The 20,255-nt window shown below is 42.3% G+C and carries 16 protein-coding genes; 8 read left to right on the forward strand and 8 right to left on the reverse strand.

Annotation, left to right across the window (positions count from 1 at the left end; translation table 11 throughout):
• From R2Q85_RS15290 to R2Q85_RS15305, 4 genes are all read right to left on the reverse strand, one after another.
• Positions 1 to 208, reverse strand: a 208-nt coding sequence (locus tag R2Q85_RS15290; RefSeq protein ID WP_410478891.1) for a hypothetical protein, incomplete at its 3' end; no start/stop codon positions are given.
• A gap of 391 nt (positions 209 to 599) precedes the next feature.
• On the reverse strand, positions 600 to 893 hold the full coding sequence (locus R2Q85_RS15295; protein WP_316812669.1) for a hypothetical protein: 294 nt from the start codon (positions 891 to 893) through the stop codon (positions 600 to 602).
• 171 nt (positions 894 to 1,064) lie between these two features.
• Positions 1,065 to 1,424 (reverse strand): hypothetical protein, encoded by a 360-nt coding sequence (locus R2Q85_RS15300; RefSeq protein ID WP_316812670.1) that lies wholly within the window; start codon positions 1,422 to 1,424, stop codon positions 1,065 to 1,067.
• A gap of 585 nt (positions 1,425 to 2,009) precedes the next feature.
• Positions 2,010 to 3,899 carry a class I SAM-dependent DNA methyltransferase gene (locus R2Q85_RS15305; protein ID WP_316812671.1) on the reverse strand — a complete coding sequence of 630 codons (1,890 nt, stop codon included), beginning with the start codon at positions 3,897 to 3,899 and terminating at the stop codon, positions 2,010 to 2,012.
• Between the two features lie 347 nt (positions 3,900 to 4,246).
• Between R2Q85_RS15305 and R2Q85_RS15310 the strand changes: the two genes are divergently transcribed.
• From R2Q85_RS15310 to R2Q85_RS15335, 6 genes are all read left to right on the forward strand, one after another.
• The gene (locus tag R2Q85_RS15310) at positions 4,247 to 4,438 is read left to right on the forward strand and encodes a hypothetical protein (protein WP_316812672.1); all 192 of its coding nucleotides are present in this window, start codon (positions 4,247 to 4,249) and stop codon (positions 4,436 to 4,438) included.
• Positions 4,439 to 4,787: 349 nt separating this feature from the next.
• Positions 4,788 to 5,669 carry a cupin-like domain-containing protein gene (locus R2Q85_RS15315; protein ID WP_316812673.1) on the forward strand — a complete coding sequence of 294 codons (882 nt, stop codon included), beginning with the start codon at positions 4,788 to 4,790 and terminating at the stop codon, positions 5,667 to 5,669.
• 81 nt (positions 5,670 to 5,750) lie between these two features.
• On the forward strand, positions 5,751 to 6,848 hold the full coding sequence (locus R2Q85_RS15320) for a vWA domain-containing protein (RefSeq protein ID WP_316812674.1): 1,098 nt from the start codon (positions 5,751 to 5,753) through the stop codon (positions 6,846 to 6,848).
• Between the two features lie 23 nt (positions 6,849 to 6,871).
• The gene (locus tag R2Q85_RS15325) at positions 6,872 to 8,356 is read left to right on the forward strand and encodes a sigma 54-interacting transcriptional regulator (RefSeq protein ID WP_316812675.1); all 1,485 of its coding nucleotides are present in this window, start codon (positions 6,872 to 6,874) and stop codon (positions 8,354 to 8,356) included.
• Positions 8,349 to 9,602 (forward strand): metallophosphoesterase, encoded by a 1,254-nt coding sequence (locus R2Q85_RS15330; protein WP_316812676.1) that lies wholly within the window; start codon positions 8,349 to 8,351, stop codon positions 9,600 to 9,602. The genes R2Q85_RS15325 and R2Q85_RS15330 overlap by 8 nt, the downstream gene beginning before the upstream one ends.
• A 16-nt stretch (positions 9,603 to 9,618) precedes the next feature.
• Positions 9,619 to 10,500 carry a hypothetical protein gene (locus tag R2Q85_RS15335; protein ID WP_316812677.1) on the forward strand — a complete coding sequence of 294 codons (882 nt, stop codon included), beginning with the start codon at positions 9,619 to 9,621 and terminating at the stop codon, positions 10,498 to 10,500.
• Here R2Q85_RS15335 and R2Q85_RS15340 read toward each other — a convergent pair.
• The 3 genes from R2Q85_RS15340 to R2Q85_RS15350 are packed head-to-tail and all read right to left on the reverse strand — an operon-like array spanning position 10,497 to position 14,768.
• Positions 10,497 to 11,186: a response regulator transcription factor gene (locus R2Q85_RS15340; RefSeq protein ID WP_316812678.1), complete on the reverse strand. Its 690-nt coding sequence runs from the start codon at positions 11,184 to 11,186 to the stop codon at positions 10,497 to 10,499. The two genes, R2Q85_RS15335 and R2Q85_RS15340, sit on opposite strands and share 4 nt — an antisense overlap.
• Positions 11,187 to 11,190: 4 nt before the next feature.
• Positions 11,191 to 12,858 (reverse strand): HAMP domain-containing sensor histidine kinase, encoded by a 1,668-nt coding sequence (locus R2Q85_RS15345; protein ID WP_316812679.1) that lies wholly within the window; start codon positions 12,856 to 12,858, stop codon positions 11,191 to 11,193.
• Positions 12,859 to 12,869: 11 nt separating this feature from the next.
• Positions 12,870 to 14,768: a prolyl oligopeptidase family serine peptidase gene (locus R2Q85_RS15350; RefSeq protein ID WP_316812680.1), complete on the reverse strand. Its 1,899-nt coding sequence runs from the start codon at positions 14,766 to 14,768 to the stop codon at positions 12,870 to 12,872.
• 210 nt (positions 14,769 to 14,978) lie between these two features.
• Between R2Q85_RS15350 and R2Q85_RS15355 the strand changes: the two genes are divergently transcribed.
• On the forward strand, positions 14,979 to 18,251 hold the full coding sequence (locus tag R2Q85_RS15355) for a heparinase II/III family protein (RefSeq protein WP_316812681.1): 3,273 nt from the start codon (positions 14,979 to 14,981) through the stop codon (positions 18,249 to 18,251).
• Between the two features lie 121 nt (positions 18,252 to 18,372).
• The gene (locus R2Q85_RS15360) at positions 18,373 to 18,732 is read left to right on the forward strand and encodes a DUF1801 domain-containing protein (RefSeq protein WP_316812682.1); all 360 of its coding nucleotides are present in this window, start codon (positions 18,373 to 18,375) and stop codon (positions 18,730 to 18,732) included.
• On the opposite strand, the gene R2Q85_RS15365 is transcribed toward R2Q85_RS15360, so the two are convergent.
• Positions 18,729 to 20,237, reverse strand: coding sequence for a PAS domain-containing protein (locus R2Q85_RS15365; RefSeq protein ID WP_316812683.1), 1,509 nt, complete (start codon positions 20,235 to 20,237; stop codon positions 18,729 to 18,731). The genes R2Q85_RS15360 and R2Q85_RS15365 overlap by 4 nt on opposite strands.
• Positions 20,238 to 20,255: the final 18 nt, after the last annotated feature.

Consider the following 20,255-nt stretch of genomic DNA (forward strand, 5'->3'; position numbering starts at 1 on the left):
CTTTGTTCGGGTTGCCCGGCAGGTCCAGTTCCACTTCAGGCAATGCGCCACTAAGGCATACCTGCCTGTAGTTAAACCGACCCAGGCTGGCCCAATGATTTTTATAGCGCCCAAAATAGTGCGCCTTCTGGTACATGTCCATTCCTTCCGGGTTCTCCGAATTTTTAAAGCTGTGTGTAGAAAAATCTTCGTTCTCGTGTATATCCATTATTGAGTATTTGTTAAAAAATCATGGTGCCAAGGTATATCGCGTTTTACCCTTTCAGGCTTGCGTTATGGCATATTTTAAAAATTAATAGATTAATTATCAGATGATTGCGTTAGTAAAAACCAGTAAAAAAGGCATAGGCATGCCTTCAGCTTTAAGCTGTTCCTGGTGCTGCGTTTAAACTGCTTTAGCAGCCTAAAATTATAATCGGTTTTTCGATAGGGAGATGAGGTAGAATTATGTCATGGTCGTATTTTTCAGTTTTTTTAAGGTTATTTATTCAGTTTAATAAGTAAGTTTTCTAGTTTCCTGGTACTTAGTACAGTAATTTTTTGCGAAAAATGGTACATGAGAAAAAAAATTCTTCCTGTTTTGGGTATGGGTATGTAATTTATACCCTAAACAATTTGTAACCGACATTGCCGATTACCATCAGGGTAAACATCGTTTCGATGCTGATTTCGTCAATATCTTGCAACTGCTCCAGTTCAAGCTTATCCATAAACTGCGCTAAGCCAAACCTGGCTTTCAGTTGGTAGCGTTCCGGATATTCTTCCTGGTTTCTTAGCGTAACAGATAAACTGATGGTTTCATCATCAATCAGGTCCAGTTCAACACCGGTAGACGTAGTGATCTTATTTGCATTAGCCCAGAAGTGGGCCAGTAACAGGTTAGTAGAGATCATGTTAATTTAAATTTATTTCTTGTCATCCCAAGTCCATTGTCATCCCAGGTCCCGAGGGATCCTTCGCATTCGCTCTGGATGACAAAGGGTTCACTCTGGATGACAAATAGTTTATCCAGATGTTTTATGAAGTTTAATATTGTTTTCCGTATCGATTATCAAAATATTGGTTTAATTGATGTTAAAAAAAAACGTGTCAATACGCTCTGTTTTTACCAGCTCCAGTAAATCCAACAGTTCTGTTAAACCTGCATCTATTCTTTTAATCCGTTTGCGTTGTTTCTTATTGGCATCAGACAGTAATTCCAGTGTTCTTCCCTGCAGCTGCAGCAATTGCGTTTTATTCTGGTGGTATTTAGCCATTGCCAAGCCCCTGTCTTCTTCCAGGCATAGCCTGTGCAGTTCGATGATCAGGCTCAGCAGGAACTCATCGATATGGTAGTATGCCGGAACTGGGAACAGCTCTTCAAAATGTACCACATCCCACAGCCTCCTGTATAGCAGTTTCATATCTTCAGGCATCGCTTCCATTTATTCTTTTGCTTTCAATAGATTGAGTTTTTCTTCATCCAGCACCGGAATTAAATCGATGTATTCTTTTTCGAATAAATCCCAGAGGATGGCATTGGCCTGATCACGAGTAATACCCATTTTTTTCATTAAAGAATTTGTGTCCATCACTTCAGGTGGGTATTCCGGGTAAAATGAGCACAGATTCCGCATTTAAACTGACCCCCCATTCCGCACCATATTGACCCCCTCATTCCGGGGCAAAGTGACCATTTTGATAGCCAGAGCCGCGTTTTTACCATCATCTTTCTTGAAAATCAGTTTGCGATTTTAGGCGTTTTTAAGCCCTTAGGCTCGCCGATACAACCTAAGCTGAGCTCTGTATCAGGAGGCAGATTTGGGATAGCTTAAATCGTCTTATTTGAGGCCGCCAGGTTGGAATCCAATAAAAAGCACTTTGAGCGCCTGGTCCTGGTTCTAAAACGTGCCCTGGATAAAGCTGAAGGAAATTTGAAGGGTTAAGAGAAGGTAGTTCGGCAGGTAGAAGGGAATTGGTTATATTAGTTAAAGAGGAAGTAACTTTTCATACCACCCCCGGCAATCGATTTAACGGTCACTTTGCCCCGGAATGAGGGGGTCAATATCATCGGAATACGCACGCTTGATTACAATATGGCTAATGAACTCATTTACTGGCGGAGAGTTTTCTATGAATATAGCACAGGTTGGAACAGTCACATTGTGAAAAAGTATTCTTCTATATGGTGTAAAGTCAATTATTTGAGGAACGGAATATGTTTTGAAGAGTTCAGTCCTGAAGCCTTCATTTTCTTTTGTATGAAGAAGTGGTATTGATTTTTGAATTAGACATAATAAGGCGGATTCCCTCAGTAATTTTAAAGATTGTTGAAGAAAAAACAATGCTAAATCATCGTCGCCAATAGGGGCAGAATCAATATGGTATGTTTTTTTCATCAGAGTTGCAAACTCTGATTTTTTGTAAGGTTCGTTCGTTGATGGATTAACAGGGGTATTAAATGGCGGATTTCCAATGATCAGATCATATTTTTTATGATTGTCCTCATTTGAAACAAAATGAAAAAAATCGGTTTTCACAATATTTGAAATACCCAAATCTTCAAATGACAATTCAGTCCAAATCTGTTGGGGTGATAAGGTTTGACATATAGCAAGACAGAGGCTAAACTTCGTCAAGTTGACAGCATGGGGGTTAATATCGATGCCAAAAATATTGTCTTTAATTATTTGCTGCAAAATATTGATTGGCACAATATTGGTAAATGTGCCTGTATCATGATACTGCTTTATTTTATAAATCTGTACTAATCGCTTAAATGCATTAACTAAAAAGATACCGGATCCGCAGCTGATATCGATTAGTTTCACATTTTCAGAATGCGGGTTATTGATAACCTTATTTGGAAGCGGCAAACATTCATCTATCAATAAATTAACTAAATAGTGTGGCGTATAAACTGCGCCTTTATCATGCTTTGGTATGAACTCCTCATAAATATTACTAATTAATTCGACTGGAATATGTTTAAATGAATACATAGGCCAAAAAACCAGTTGATGGGCATGGGTCGTACGTGCGTCAAAAAAAGTAGCTATTGATGATAGATCTGCTTTTAATAATTCCTCCTTTTGTAAGTTACTTAATGAAAATATCCCGCCGTTGAATTTGGTTGCTAGACTTTCCAAAATTTCAACTAATTTATTTTTTTCTAGAATCTCAATAAAACTTCTACATCCGACATGGCTATCGAAAAAATCGGCAGCTAAGTTATTTTCATTTTCGTCGACCCCATTCTCTTCCAAATATTTAACTAAGATCGAGATGATAATTATATAGTCTGAAAGATCGTCTGAAATTACATTATTTTTTTTGTTGCTATAGTTAGATCGTAAATTTTTTAGTCCCTCAATCAAATCTTTATAAGCTGTCGCCCCATAAGTAAAATGGTTTATCGCTTCCGAACTTTCCCAAAAAGTTCCGTTGGAAAACTTCTGAGCATTATATTTTTGAATAACATCCGAAAATTTCTCTAGATCTCTTGTATCAATGGATGCAATATCATCAGTATAAACTGACCCTTCTTTCGTTACCGATACAGGTTTTCGACAGTCGAATATTTTGATTTTAAAATCCTCTACAACTATAAAAATAGGTATTCGGCAACTGCTCCATAACTCTTTATGTATCTGCGCATAATGCCCATCGATAATTCCGTTTATATTGTCGTAGATATAAATTTGAGCTTGAGGCGATCTCTCATCCCCAAAATAACGAAAAAACACTGCATCGGCCTGAAACGACTTTGCTTCTTCTAAAGCTAGAATTTGATATGGTGTAATCCGCGAAACTGGCTTATCTAATTCTGAAACGAAAACAACTGGAGATTGTTCTGAATCTAAAACTTGGAAGTCCAAATATCCAATCTTTTCAATGAATGTTTCTGAAAATAATTCCAATGTCAGTTAAGTTTATGGTTTTTGATAAAATTAGTTATTTAAATGTATGCTTTAAATAAATACATGAGAATATTTAACATAAGCTTACTTATCAATCATTTATATACTGTTATTTCTGTTTAAATACAATTTAGTAATATAAAGAGCGATATTATTTAAAAATACCGTCCTCTATCTAAAGTCAAAGGCACTGGGCACAGGTGCAACCGATTTTATACATATAAACATATTTACTCTACAATTAACCCGCAGCATTCCTGCTAAACGAGCCCAATTATCAGTATAACCGCAGGCAACCCCCTACAGGCCACCAGTATATCCCAGGCAACAGTTACCATATCTACAAAGTGGCAAAAGAAGTAATCGGGCCTCGAGCAAGTGGTTACTGGCTGCAGTTATTTGCCTGTTCAGGTACATTAAAACATACGCGAAAAATGGGCAATGCAGCAGCTGGTTTCGGTGATATCAAAACCTTACTACAAACAGCTTTGCAATATCAATGGTTATCCATGGCACTGATAACCTACGCCGATGATTAGTTACCGGGATAACGGCCTGCTCACCTATATGGATATTTAGGGACTGGCAAGGGCCAACTAGCCACCTCGATATTACCTCATCAATACCTCAGTCGTACCTTGTTCGCAAAAAGTATCCTTTTTATGGGCCAGGTGTGCACAAGCTACGAGCAAAATACGCCCGAGGTGCATAGTAGACCCATATTTGAAGTGCAGTTGCCGAGAATCAGGATTGTGGTAATCCTGAATTGGCTTTACAAAAAGCCTTTGCCACATAAAATATGATGAATGTAAATTTTATTTACATTTGTTTTTAAATAAGATCGGCAACAGGCATTGAGCGGTTCCTGGTATCTTATGATGAAACAATATGAGCTTTATTTTAAAGCCGGTAGATACCGTTGAAAGCATCAGCCCTGCTGATTTTAAAAAGAATTACCTGGATGCGCGTCGTCCGCTAATCATCAAAGGCCTTACCAAAACCTGGCCGGCAAGAGAAAAGTGGACAACAGATTACCTCAAACAAATTGGCGGTGACATCACGGTCAGTCTGATGGACAATTCAAAAGCAGACCCTTCCAAGCCCATCAATGCTTCGGTAGCTGAAATGAAATTTGGAGATTATCTGGACCTCATTAAAAGAGAACCTACAGAACTCCGTATTTTCTTTTTTAACCTTTTTAAACATTATCCCGATCTCGTAAATGACATCGTAATCCCTAAAGACCTAATGGGCGGATTTATAGAAAGTATGCCTGCCATGTTTTTTGGAGGCTCTAACTCTGTTACTTTTTTACACTATGATATCGATCTACCCCACCTGTTTCACACCCATTTTGGGGGCAGAAAACACATCATCCTGTTCGACAATAAATGGAAAAAGCGACTTTACTGTATCCCTAATGCAACCTATGCCTTGGAAGACTATGATGTCGCTAACCCTGATTTCGAAAAATTCCCTGCTTTAAAAGGCGTAGAGGGTTACGAAGTTTTCCTGGAACATGGCGATACCCTCTTTATGCCTACCGGCATGTGGCACTGGATGAAATACCTGGATGGCTCCTTCTCCTTAAGTCTCAGGGCCTGGGACGCTTCCATCACCCGGAAAGCTCAAAGTGTTTTTAACCTGGCCATAAAGGGCGGCTTAGACAGTGTGCTAAAAATGGCCTTTAAAGCTCCTTATGCAAAATGGAGAGAAAAACTGGCGGTTAAGCGCGCAGAAAGTGCATTGGCAGCAGGCAGTCCAAAATAGCCGGTCAGGGTATTTTTACAACCGGATAACATTACTGCCGGCACAAACTTTTACCTTCGATAATTCGTTTATACTGAATACATGAGAGGGTTCCAATTTTCTGACTTTAAGCCTGATGATCTGCCAAAAGGTGGGTTTGATGAATTGCTCAAGCTATTCACCCAATTGCTCAACTATACTGCGGGCGATGCCGGGGAAACGCTGGCCTGGATGAACGAGCTCGATAAACAATATCAGTTTACCAACAACGATTACGGGATGGGTGATTTCATAGATGAGCTGAAAGAAAAGGGCTACCTGCAGGAAAATCCTGCAAATGGCGACTTGAGCATTACCGCTAAAACAGAACAGACCATTCGCAAATCGGCGCTTGAAGAGATTTTCGGCAAACTAAAAAAAGCCGGAAAAGGGAACCACAACAGCAACATTTCGGGTATAGGTGAAGAAAAGAATGCCGACAGACGGGAATATACTTTTGGCGACAGTCTGGACCAGATCGACATGACTGCCTCTATTCACAATGCGCAGATCAACCACGGTATTGGCAATTTTACCTTAACAGAAAGAGACCTCGAAGTAGAAGAAAAGGACTACAAAACCCTTACCTCTACCGTCCTGATGATCGATATCTCCCATTCCATGATCCTGTATGGGGAAGACCGCATCACCCCGGCAAAAAAAGTAGCCATGGCCCTTGCCGAGCTCATTAAGACACGCTATCCAAAAGACACTTTAGATATCGTGGTTTTTGGCAATGACGCCTGGCCCATTACCGTAAAAGACCTGCCCTACCTGCAGGTTGGCCCTTATCATACCAACACTTTTGCCGGCCTGGAGCTGGCAACAGACCTTTTGCGCAGGCGTAAAACGCACAACAAACAGATCTTTATGATCACAGATGGCAAACCAACCTGTTTAAAAGAAAATGGCCGTTATTACAAGAACAGCATGGGCCTGGACAGGAAAGTGGTCAATAAAACCTTAAATATGGCCGCACAATGCAAGCGGCTCAACATCCCGATCACCACTTTTATGATTGCCCAGGATCCCTATTTACAACAATTTGTACGGGAATTTACACAGATCAATGGAGGGAGGGCATTTTACAGTTCTTTAAACGGACTGGGCGAATATATTTTTGAAGATTACATTAAAAACAGAAGGAAAACGGTAAGATAGCCTGTATTAACTGCAAACAACCCATGGATCACAATAAGATTAAAACACTTGGCGAATTAAAAGCCTCCAATTATACCTCCCTTTCTGTAAAGGATGAACTGCGCAAAAACCTGATCAAACAATTACAGGATAAAGATGCGGGCTTCGATGGCATTTTAGGTTATGATGAAACCGTCATACCAGAATTACAGACCGCTATATTATCCCGGCACAACATCCTTTTACTCGGTTTGCGGGGGCAGGCAAAAACCCGGATTGCACGCTTGATGGTCAATTTACTCGATGAATACATTCCTTATGTAAGTGGCAGTGAGATCTTTGACGATCCGCTTCATCCAATCTCCTGGTACGCCAAACACGAAATATTAATCCATGGCGACAACACCCCGGTCAGCTGGCAGCACCGTACTGAGCGTTATACGGAAAAACTGGCTACACCAGACGTAACCGTTGCCGATTTGATTGGCGATGTAGACCCTATTAAAGCTGCTACATTAAAACTGACCTATAACGATGAAAGAGTAATCCATTTTGGCCTGATCCCAAGAGCACACCGCAGCATATTTGTCATTAATGAATTGCCTGATTTACAGGCCAGGATCCAGGTAGCCCTGTTCAATATGCTCCAGGAAAAAGACATCCAGATCCGGGGTTTCAAATTGCGTTTACCACTGGATGTTCAGTTCGTGTTTACAGCGAATCCTGAAGATTATACCAACAGAGGTTCTATTGTTACCCCTTTGAAAGACCGCATTGAAAGCCAGATCCTGACCCATTATCCTAAAACCATCGCCATCTCCAGGAAGATAACCTTTCAGGAAGCGAAGATCAGCCCAGAGCAGAGCCAGAATATTGAAGCAGATGGATTGATAAAAGACCTGGTAGAGCAGGTCGCTTTTGAAGCAAGGAGAAGCGAGTTCATTGATCAAAAGTCTGGTGTCTCCGCCCGGCTTACCATCTCTGCATACGAAAACCTGATCAGTACCGCAGAGCGAAGAATGCTGATCAACAGAGAAAAAAATACCGTAGTCAGACTATCTGACCTAACCGGCATCATCCCGGCGGTAACCGGTAAAATTGAGCTGGTTTACGAAGGCGAGCTCGAAGGACCGGCAAAAGTAGCCAATACCCTAATCGGAAAGGCCATTAAAAGCCTCTTTGCCCGTTATTTTCCCGATCCGGAAAAAGCGAAGAAAAGCAAATCAGCGAATCCCTATTTAATCATTACCGAATGGTTTACCGAAGGCCATACCCTGGACATCTCCGACCAGCTGAATAATGCACAATACAAAAAAGAATTGATGAAGGCCGCAGGCCTATATGACCTGGTTAAGAAATTCCATCCCAAGATCAGCGAAAACCAAACCCTTTTACTGATGGAGTTTGCCCTGCATGGTTTGGCCGAATATTCCCAACTGAATAAAAAATACCTGGAAGGCGGTTTTGGTTTCTCTGATATGTTTGACAGCCTGTTCAATATGGATACTGAAGATGAAGATTATGGGTAGATTATCTGTTATCTTTTTCCTTTGCATTTTCCTTTTAGTATTTGATTATTATTGCTACCGGGCAATTCTGGCGGTGTTTAAAAAATGGCGTCCCGGAACGAAGAAAATATTCAGCATACTTTGGTGGACCTATACCCTTGGCCTGTTGATCGGTGTTTTTGCAGGGATCTACCTCAACCTGTACCTCACCTTAAGGGCGGTGATCCTGGTTGCCTTCTTTTTAACTGTGGTTTGCAAATTTGTGATGCTGCCCTTCCTGCTGATTGACGATCTGCGCCGGGGTCTGATCAGACTAACCCGCTTTAATAAAAAACAAAAAGCAAGAGATACTATACCTGCAAGCACAGCGGAACCCATCAGCCGTTCTGCCTTTCTACTGAAAGCCGGGATGATCACTGCTACCATCCCCCTAGCTTCTTTAAGCTGGGGCGTGATATCAGGCGCTTACGATTATAAAATTAAACGGCGTACACTGGTGCTGCCAAACCTGCCAAAGGCATTCGATGGAATTAAAATGGCGCAGATCTCTGACATTCATTCGGGGAGTTTTTATAACCATAAAGCAGTGCTTGGCGGTGTTGAAATGCTACTGGGCGAAAAGCCTGATTTTGTTTTCTTTACCGGAGACCTGGTTAACGACATGGCCTCAGAGATGCGCAACTACCAGGACATCTTCAATAAGGTAAAAGCGCCCCTGGGTGTATATTCCACCCTCGGCAACCACGATTACGGTGATTATCGCTTTGGCAAGGCCCCTTCAGCTGCAAAAGCAAAGAACCTGCAAGACGTGATAAAAACACATCAGCTGATGGGCTGGGACCTGCTGATGAATGAAAACAGGAGGTTAAAAGTTGATGGCGAAGAAATTGGCATCCTGGGTATCGAAAACTGGGGCATGGGCCGTTTCCCAAAATACGGCAAGATGGAACTGGCAGTTCAAAACACTGACGATCTGCCTGTAAAACTGCTGCTCTCACACGACCCCTCGCACTGGCGCGGCCAGGTACTTGAAAAGTATCCACAGATAGATGCTATGTTTAGCGGCCATACCCATGGCATGCAGTTTGGTGTGAGGACAGCACATTTTCAATGGAGCCCGGTACAATACATTTATAAAGAATGGGCAGGCTTATACCAGGAACAAAACCAGCAGCTGTATGTAAACGTTGGTTATGGTTTTCTCGGCTATCCTGGCAGAGTTGGAATTTTGCCGGAAATAACGATATTTGAGCTGAAGCGCGCCTAACCAAATGTTACTGCACATGATAAAAAAAGTGCTCTTATCCATTCTTGATTTTTTGTTGTTCAGTAACCTGTTCATTGCCGTTTGTGCGGTAGCCCAGGGTCTGATCACTTATCATTTATTAAAGGCACAGCCCGACAAATACATTCTTGCCATTATATTTTTTGGCACCATAGGCATTTATAACTTCAGTATGCTGTTGTCAAAGCCTAAAAACCCGGCAGACTCGAAGTTCGTGAGGGTCCGGTGGATCTTTGCACATCACAGGCTGATCATCTCCATCACGCTGATTTCCATGCTCTGTCTCATTCCTCTGGGGTTGCTTTACCTGAGCATTGAGGCCAAACTGCTCATGATATTTACAGCGATACTTGCACTAGGATATAACATCCCCTTTCTTACCCTCAACAACCAAAAAATAGGCTTGCGCAATATCCCCGGCATTAAACTATTTCTTATCGCGCTGGTGTGGTCTATCAGTTGTGTGCTGCTACCTGTTGTCGAGCTGGAACACAATTATCAGGTCAGCATCTCCTCGGCAGAAACACTATTGCTGGTGGCCAAACGTTTCCTCTTCATTGCCGCCATCACGATTCCATTCGACATCAGAGATCTTTTCCAGGACAAGTTATATGCACTAAAAACTATCCCGGTCATGCTGGGCGAAAAAAAAGCTTACATTTTCTGCCAGCTTTTGCTGGCCGGTTATCTTGTGCTCCTTATACTTTTTAGCCAGACCGTAAACGCAGACATCATTGCGTTAACCTTAACGTTACTCCTTACCGGCTGGCTAATTTTCAAATCCAATATCAAAAAGAATGAATACTACTATTTTTTCTATCTGGATGGAACCATGTTGCTGCAATACTTAATCCTCGTACTGATCAGTCTCCGGTTTTAAGCAGGATTAAAGCGATAACCAACACCTCTGACGGTTTGCAGCAATTGCGGATTATCAGGGTTCAGTTCAATCTTTTTACGCAAACGCACAATATGCATATCAAGCGTGCGTGTATTCACATCAGAATTATAACCCCATACCACCAGCATCAGTTCATCCCTGTTGATCACCTTATTCGGATTCCGCAAAAAATACAGCAATATCCTGTTTTCCAGAATGGTCAGCTCTATCTTTTTTCCATCTCTGAACAACGTATGTACATTTGGATGATGCTCCATATTGCCAAAGCGGTGCACTTCTGAACGGTCATTGTTCAATATAAACTTCACTTTACTATCCAGCATGGCCACCAGCACATCCATATTAAAAGGCTTTGTCACATAATCTGAAACGCCGAAGTTATAGGCATCAATTTTATCTATATCCTGCGCTTTGGCAGTCATCATAATGATGAGGTTATCAAAGCCCTGTTTCCTTACCTCTTCACAAACTTCCGCGCCCTGTTTACCCGGCAGCATCCAGTCCAGTAAAACGATATCAGGTTTTTCCGATAATATCATACGTTCTGCAGTTTCGCCATCACTCACTTCCGAAACCTCATAGCCTTCGGCCTTTAAACGATGCACCACTAAAAAACGTAAATTTTCATCGTCTTCAACTATCAGTATTTTTACTCCTTTCGACATAGTATTAATCATTATATGGTAGTACAATTTTAAATTCTGTTCCTTTGTTCACCTTGCTCCTTACGGTAATCTCACCCTTCATAAAGTTAACCAGTTCCTTACAGAAAGCCAGGCCCAAACCCACGCTGCCATTCTGGTTATACTGGTTTTGGATACGGAAAAACTTCTTAAAGATATTATTAATTTCTGATGCAGGGATGCCAATACCCTGGTCGATGAATCTGAATACTACTTTTCCTTTAATCTGTCTGGCGCTAATGTGGAGCTTTTTACGTTCCGGCGGAGAATATTTATAAGCATTTTCGGCAAGGTTATCAAACAAGCTACCCAGCAGTACCGGATCTGTAATAAACGTAGTAAATCCTGAAACCTCATAAGTAAAATTGAAATCCGGATGTTTTAAGCGGTGCGATTCTACTGTACTCTCCAGAAAATCTATAATTTTGATCTCGTCCCTGTTCAGGGCAATTGCTTTGTTTTCTATCTGGGTAAAAGCCAGCAGTTTATTCATCAGGCCATTCAGCTTATCTGCTTCCTCATCCAGGATCTTACCATACATCTTCAGCTCCCTGTCTGTCAGTGCTGCTGCACTTTTAATATTGTTTCCTGCAATCTTGATCACACTTACCGGCGTTTTAAACTCATGTGTAAGGTTATTCACAAAATCATATTGCAGCTTGAACATCTTCTGGTTAATGTTCAGGTTCCGGTAAATTAAAAATGCAACCAGCACTACAATACTGTAAAACATCAAAATAGCCAGTGCAATGGGCAGAAAATAACTGAGGATCTCCTTTTCAATAAAGGATTTGGAAGAAATAAAATAGAGTTTATAGTCGGAAAACGGTCCAGGCAAAGTAATCTCTGTACTCAGGTACACTTCCGTAGTATCCAGCGGATCATATGTGAGCGGCTCAATTTTAATGTATTGAAACAAGAGTGGCCTGGTGTTTACGATCTTTATTTTATAGGGATCCAACTGAAAAGACAACATATCCTGCTGGTAAACCGGATTGGCATCCAGGCGGCTGCGCATCATGTTCTTGTATACCTTCAGGTCCTCCATCCGGGGAATATTCAGGTAGGTGATTTTATTAGATCTTACAATGCTGAAATTGCTGAACAATTCATCCTGCCCCGGCACACGGGTGGTATCCAGGCTTTCAATATAAGACACCAGCTTTAAACCCAGAGTATTAAAATCATCCCCTACAATGAAATTACGGGTATTGTTTCTCGAGAACAGCTGCACCGAATCCAGGGGTACCAAACTACCAAACTGGTAAATGTTTTTAGGCCCGAAAGAGAACTTCCCTATATTTAAGCCATCACTAACCGGAGTATTACTGACCTCCGAATCATAAAAGACAACTTTCGAAACAAAGGGATATTCCAGTAAAACGGTATCTACAAAACTGGCTGCTGTGGCAGAATCGAGGTAGCCGTTATAATAAGATACCTCTGGAAGCTTTTTTTGAAAAAAGTCGTTGTATGGTTTAATGCTTTCTTCCAGCACATTTACTTTTTCAGAGGAGAACTCATTCTCTATATACTTGGTACTGAAACGATAAGCCAGTCCCAGCGAAAGCAGGAACAAGACAGACATCAGCACAATGAAAGTGATTATCAATGAAAAATTCTTACGGTAGCCGTCTTTTTTCTCTGAAGCCATTAAATGTCAATTTACTTCCTTTTCAGGTTAACTTCTAAAAATTCTTCAAGGGCATTATAAAATTTGCGCCGTCCCTCGGGATTCCTGCTGTAATAGACAGCTATGTCGCCATCATTTTCCAGATAAGTAACACTGACATTGCGTTTTTTAAGGTTTTTCACAAATTGTATGGCCTCGCCGGAATTGTTGTTCGGATCTTTAATGTTCTCTGCCAGCAGTACGGGAGCATTGATCTTATCCGCTTGAAACAATGGTGAAACCTTACGTATCTTGTCAATATCCGTTAATGGATTCCCGATAATTTCATAATACATCTGCAGGTTTGGCTTTTGGTAAGGGGGGATTGATTTTAAATAGGTAAATAAATTAATCACTCCTGAATTCGATGCCGCGCAAGCGAAAGTACCCTTATTTAAATACAATCCGTTCAATGCAATATATCCGCCAAAACCCGTGCCATATATCGCAACCCTTTTTGGGTCAGCAATTTTCCGGCCGATCAGCCATTTTACCCCATCATTAATGTCATCCTGAATTTTAGCGCCCCATTGCTTAAAACCTGCGGCCACAAATGTCTTTCCGTAACCCGAAGATCCCCTGTAATTGATCTGGAATACCGCATAGCCCCTATTGGCTAAAAACTGCACTTCCGGATTGTAGCCCCATAAATTCCTTTGCACCGGCCCATCATGTGGCAACACCACTACCGGCAGGTTTTCTGCTTTTACATTCAGTGGAAGAGTGAGGTATCCATGAATTTTCAGACCATCTCTGGACGTATAAGCCACCGGTTTCATCTCACAGAGTTCACTCTCATGAATAGAGGCATTAAAATCGCTCAGTTTTCTCAGCTTGCCGGTACTTGCAAAATACAGGTAATAAGAGCCCGGATTCCTGTCTGTAAAACTTCTTAGTATAAATACGGATTCGGCCTTATCTTTATCATAAATCCTCATTTCCGTTTTCGGCAACAGCTTATCCAGGTTGCTGTAAACCTGCCTTACCGAATCATCCAGGAAATGTTTTTCTTTTTTCCAGGTTTCATACACCACAAAAGAGAGTTTGTTCTTTTTCCTCGAATATTGGGCATCAGTGATGTTCAGTGTATCGTTACAGAAAATGTTCTTTATTTCCTTACCAGTATTACAGTCTATCTCAACCAGGGCCGTCTTGTCCCTGTTAACGTCTGATATGGCATAAATAACATTAGGCCTTTCATGACTAAAAGCAATCGGGTAAAAAGTATCTTTAAAATTGCTGGCCAAAACCTTTTTAAAGGGCTGGTTCTCGTTTGCACGGTAAAGAATGGTCGAATTAACGCCATCGCTGCGCACTGCCAGGCGAAGTTTACCGTCAGCATCCGTTTTCCAGTCAATAATATTTCCTGGATTTTTTGCTGCCATTTCCATTGCCCCGTTACGCACATTTAAACGATAAACGTCAAAAACAGTCGAATCCCTTTTATTAGAAGAAACCAGCAGGTACTTATCATCGATCAGCTGATCTTCAATCACCCTTAACCTACTCTTTTCATTGTTCACGAGCTGGCGTTCATTTTTCCCATCCTTGTCGATGATAAATACGTCAGATTTCCGGCTTACTGCATCTATCTCTTTATAATAGATCAGCTCGTTGTTACTTACCCAAAAATAGAAAACGATGTTTTTATCCTTTAGTCTGGTGATATTTTTGCCCTTGCCTGTTTCAATATCCTCAATATAAATGTTCTGATCCTGGCCCTGCAACTTAAGATAAGAAAGATTTTTTCCATCAGGCGACACTCTGTAGGTTATCTTATCCTGCGATTTAAAGAAATCATCAACAGGTATCGTTCTTAATTCGTTCTTCTGCTGGCAGGCAGCAGCAAGAATTATCAGTACCAGGAAAAAATATCTTTTAAATCCAATCATAACCATTACTAGTCTGCAAAGCTACACAACACCTGCTTTGTATGTTGTTAATACACCAATATTGTTACTTTAAAGCTTTAATGTTACGGAAAATAAATCGTTCTCCTGCAAATACAAATCACTATATTAGGGTACGTTACCGAATCTAAAATAAAAGAGCATAACCCGTTTCCTGAATACCTAAATCCGGGGAAACCAAATCCGGCACCAATGAAAATTATTAAATTATCTTGTTTGCACGCTATAATTTTTCTGATCTGCGCTTTCCATGCAGCTGCACAATCTGCAGCCGATCGGGATCCGGCCCTGAAATCAGCGGGTGAATTTGAAAAGATACTGCGTGTGAAGGTGCCACAAGGCCCGTTTTTATATATCAACCAACAGGAGTTGACCGCTGTACGCAACCGTGTTGAAAAAGAAGAATGGGCCAGATCAGTGAAGGACAGCTACGTTAAGACTGCAGATGCATGGATTAAGCGTGATTATGAATTTGTGAAGCAGGTCATCCCGGTCAAAGGATCGATATATGTTTACGGACTTGGGCTGAACCTTGATCCTGTAGAGCAAAAGCGCATGACATGGAGGGGCTGGAACGATCCGAGGCATGTTGAGGCCAGCAATGGGATTGTTTATCCGAACGGGGAACATCTGGATGAGGGTATGGGCTGGAATGATCCCAAAAACAAGAGTAGGTATTATTTTATAGCACTTGCAAATGGCATGACCATTGCTAAACTGGAAAGCACAGAACTTCCCGCTTTAGTGAACGCCTATGCGTTAACCCAAAATGAAACGTATGCCGAGCGGGCATTATGGATTCTGGATGCCATTGCAACCATTTATCCAAGGGCATATGAAGGTCCGATCGACTATCCCCATAATGAACCAGGAAAACCTGACGGCGGCCGGTTGGACCGGCCTTATTATCAGGCTGCACGGGCATTGATGAACTATGCATATTTTACGGAAATACTTTCCGCGAGTAAACATGCGGCTAAACCATCAATGTCTAATCCTGGCTATACGATGCTTAAAAATATTGAGCTCAACATGCTGATGAACGGTGCCGACTATTGCCTGCGCATGGCAAAGTCAGGTAAAGGGGCCAGTTACGAGCTTAACAATGGAAATATTGATTACAACCGTGCCCCTTTGGTTGTAGGGGCTTTACTGGGTATCCCCGAATGGGTAAACTGGGCGCTTAACGGGCCATTAGGCTTTAAAAATGCAGTAAGTAACACCATCGATATTAACGGGCGGTATTTCGAAACAGGCACATTATATGCCAGCCACACCCGTGAGCTGTTGCTTTCTACAGCTTACTTTCTGAAACGCATGCAGTTACCTTCCTACCCAAAGGGTTACGCTGCCTATGATGACCCAAGGTTTGCACTTTTTGCTTTTGATTTTTTTACCGGCATCCAGGTTGCCGGCAGGTTGCCTCTATATGGAGATGCCGGCCCTGATGATGCGCTCATTACCAGCGGCAGGGCATTTGACAAAGGTACACTGAAGGCAGCTTATCAGTTTTATCGCTACACAGATAACAATGCATTAAGAGATGCCGCATTGAAAACAGGTAGATTAATGCTGCAGAACGCGCCTCCTGGTGGTCCGCATTCCGGAGCCGACCTCTTTGATCTGTACGGCTGGGAAGAATTTACTAAAGCAGCGCAGCATAAAGCCCCAAGCAGTGCTTCAGAGAGACGAAGCACCTTATTCTTTGATTCCGGCACATTGGTATTGCGTTCAGGTCAGCACGAAAACGAACGGGCTGCACTCCTGCGATTTGGTCCAACACTTAATCATGGCCAGGCCGATGAACTGGGGTTGGCATTTTATGCCAAAGGGCGGGAGTTTTCATTTGACCCCGGTTATTTCAATACCCATTTACGCTTTGGCTTTACAACCACTACAGTAGCTCACAATTTGCTGGTTGTAAACCGCCGAAACCAGCTCCGGCAACCTTCAGCAGGCGGAGATCTGCAAACCTGGACAGACGGAAGCGTGCTGCGCTCCGCAGCAGTGAATGATTTGCCTGCATATGCCGACCAGAATCTTAAACTATATAAACGCCGGATTGCGTTGATCGATCTGTCTGATGACGATAGTTACCTGATTGATAATTTCTGGGCTAAGGGCGGGCAAGAGTATGATTACAGTTTACATGGCATCAGTAAAGGCAAATTACAAGTGCTCAATACCAGCCAAACCGTATTAAAACAAACACGTGCGGGATCAGTCTGGAGCCCGGATGTCGATTATGCTGCCGAAATGGATCCAAACGGACGTGTAAAATCTTATGCGGATAAGCCCTTTTATTTTGCACCTCCGGGAGAGGGTTATGGCTTTCTTAGCGGGCCTGCTTTTTATACCTTAAATGGCCCGGTCAATCTGCAGTGGTCAGCCACAGATACCACCGGTCATCAACTCTATGTTTCACATTTCGCTCCCCCTTCAGCACAGCTCATCACAGCCCATTCACCGCAGCCAAGAAACCCCATTCATTTAAGCTATGCTTTATCGCATGTTAAGGTTCCCGTGTCTGAATTGGTCCGCTTCAGCTCTGTAATTCTCCCGACATCCGGGAAAAACAAACTTGCAACCGTCCGGCAGTTGATGCCGTTAAATGGGATTAAAAATGCATTCGCATTGCAGCTAACACCAACGGCTGAGGTCAAATCCAGCATACGCCAGCATTTCTATATCGCTGCTGACAAGGTCCGGACGAGCCTTTCATTTGATACTAACCTTTCTTTTTCAGGTGAAGAAGGATATTTAGGGATAGATGCTGCTGGAAAAGTATTGGCGGCTTCTTTAACCGGTGCAGGCCACATCAGTAATGGAAACTTTAAAATGACCGTTCAGCCACTGTTTACGGCACCGCTTAAAATTCTGCAGGTAAAAAGCAGACCGCTGCGGATAAAGGTAAATGCACCTTATGCAAGCACTGGAAATTTAGCAGGGAGCATCATCAGGGTAAACAGGGTTGCCCTTGCACGGCCCTATGCTTTGCGCGTAAATGCAGCAAAGGCTGATGGCAGAAACAGCTGGCTTATGCTCGATGCTTCAAGCAATGTACATGCAGTTGGGAAAGTAAAGCGTTACGATCCTAAAACCCATGGCGTTGTGACCGATGCACCTTTTCCACACACACGGCCTTATACCTATAATTACAGTTATGAAACAGGATTGCCCGCAATAAGTACAGCAAACCGCGATTACAATGGCGGTTATAATGGCTTTTGGCTAGTGGACAGTCAGAGCAGGAAAAAAGCGATGATCAGGAACATGACAAATAAGCGGACACACATTCTCCTGGATAGTAAAAGTAGCACTTTTAAACCAGGGGACCAGTTTGAGATCCGTTTACTGGCCCCAGGTGATTCAGTGGAGGTTAGCACCTGGGGCCAGGCTAAACGAAATGAAACCGGAACCTGGAAAACACAAGGGGCCGCCATTATAAAATTAATTGAAAAATGATCAATAATCGTCTTATCAGGTAAAAATCCCCCTGTAATTGTCGTATTTACCCCCTTCCTTTTTAACCCAGCGAATCTACCTTTGACTATGTTGAAAGAAATATTAATATAAAAAACAAATCATGAGCAATAACAGACAGGTTGATGAGTTTATGGAAAAATTAGATCATCCATTAAAACCTGAAATGGAGGCAATACGGGCCATCATTTTAAAAGCAGACTCCCGAATGGAAGAAGACGTTAAATGGGGTGGTCCCAGCTTTGACTATAAAGAGCCTATGGCTACTTTTAATCCGAGACTTAAAGATTGTGTAGCCTTAATCTTTCACAAAGGTGAGCTACTGAATGACCAATCAGGGCTGCTTGAAAAAGGCACAAAAGGAAAAGCATTTGTTAAAATCCGGACCATGGCTGAAGTAAAAAAAGCGCAACCGGTTTTGGAAGGCCTGGTGCAGGAATGGATAAGAATAATGGAATCCTAATTCCTGCTTTTTTCAATGATCCCACTGATCACCTCATCGAGCTCCTTTGCCGAATTGTGAAGGTAAGTGAGTACCTGCTGCTCATCTATATTTTGACTTTCAGGCTCCTTGAGTAACTCGACAAGTCCCATAATGCGCGCCAGGGGTGCCCTGACCAGGTGGGTCTGCGCCCAGGCAATATCACGAAGCCTGATGTTCTGCTCCTCAATGGTATGGATATAATTGATGCGCTCGGTAATGTCCTGCATGGCCCCGATCATCCGGATCGCTTCCCCATTCTCATCGAATAACAAAAAGCCCCTGTCCAGTACAAATTTATACCATCCCTCCTGGCAACGAAAACGATATTCGGCAGTCCAGCGTGAGCGTTTCTCTTTTTTACAGTTATCCACAATGGCAACAATACGCTCCACATCATCAGGATGCACATGATCATACCACCACTGATAATTCTCCTCCACCTGTTCGTACCCAAAGATCTCTTTGACCCCATTGTTCCATTTTACTTCTTTGGTTAACAGGTTGCAATCCCAGATGGCATCACTGGTTGCCTTCGACACCGCGTTATAACGCTCCAGATGTTCTTTGAGCTCCAGCTCCTGTTCCATCCGCCGGGTGATGTCCCGTATCACACCAATCATTCGGATGGCCTCTCCATCGCTGTTCCTTAAAACATATCCGTTTTCTTCTATAAATGCATAAGTACCATCGCCACGCTTAAACTGGTACGCTGACGTCCAGTTCGTTTTAACAGGATCCCTTAATGCCTCACGCAGCCCCCTGGTAACCGGATCAATATCATTTTGATGGATCATTTCAATCCACCTTTGAACAGGAAATTTTTCGCCATCCGGCTCATAGCCAAATATCCTGAAAAAAGCCTCACCCCATTCGATATTGTTAGCTATGATATCCCAGTCATATATGGCATCGTTGGTGGCCCTGTTTACATAATCGTATAGCTCATTACTGGATTTCAAAGCTTCAGCATATTGCCTGCTTTCCAGTACCACCTTTAGCAAAGAGCTGGCCCGCTCAATGATATTTAATTCATCCTCATTAGGCTCCTTAACTTCACTGTAATAAATGGCAAATGTAGCCATAACCTGACCTTCCGAATTGACAATCGGCCTCGACCAGCAGGCCAGAAGATTAGCTGCCAAAGCGGCTTCCTTGTAGTCATCCCAACGCGGATCATTAGCAATATCCGTTACAATTACCGTTTGCTTTAAAAAAGCTGCTGTACCACAGGAGCCTGCATGATCAGTAATCTGCGCCCCCTCAATTTCATCAGTATAATCTTTAGGCAAAGAGGAAACGACCCAGCCATACAGCCGGCCATTTTTAACCTGCATAATGGAACAATGCATTTCGGGGAACATCGCTTCAATGCCCTGAACATAATAAGACAATACCCGGATTAGCAAAACATCAGATTTTGAATTTAACTCCAATACTTTTTTCTCCAGCGATTCAAGATTGAGTAATCCATCAATTGTTGACATAGCGAATGAATTTAGAAA

It is taken from the genome of Pedobacter heparinus (assembly GCF_032678725.1).
GTDB classification, from domain to species: Bacteria; Bacteroidota; Bacteroidia; order Sphingobacteriales; family Sphingobacteriaceae; genus Pedobacter; species Pedobacter heparinus_A.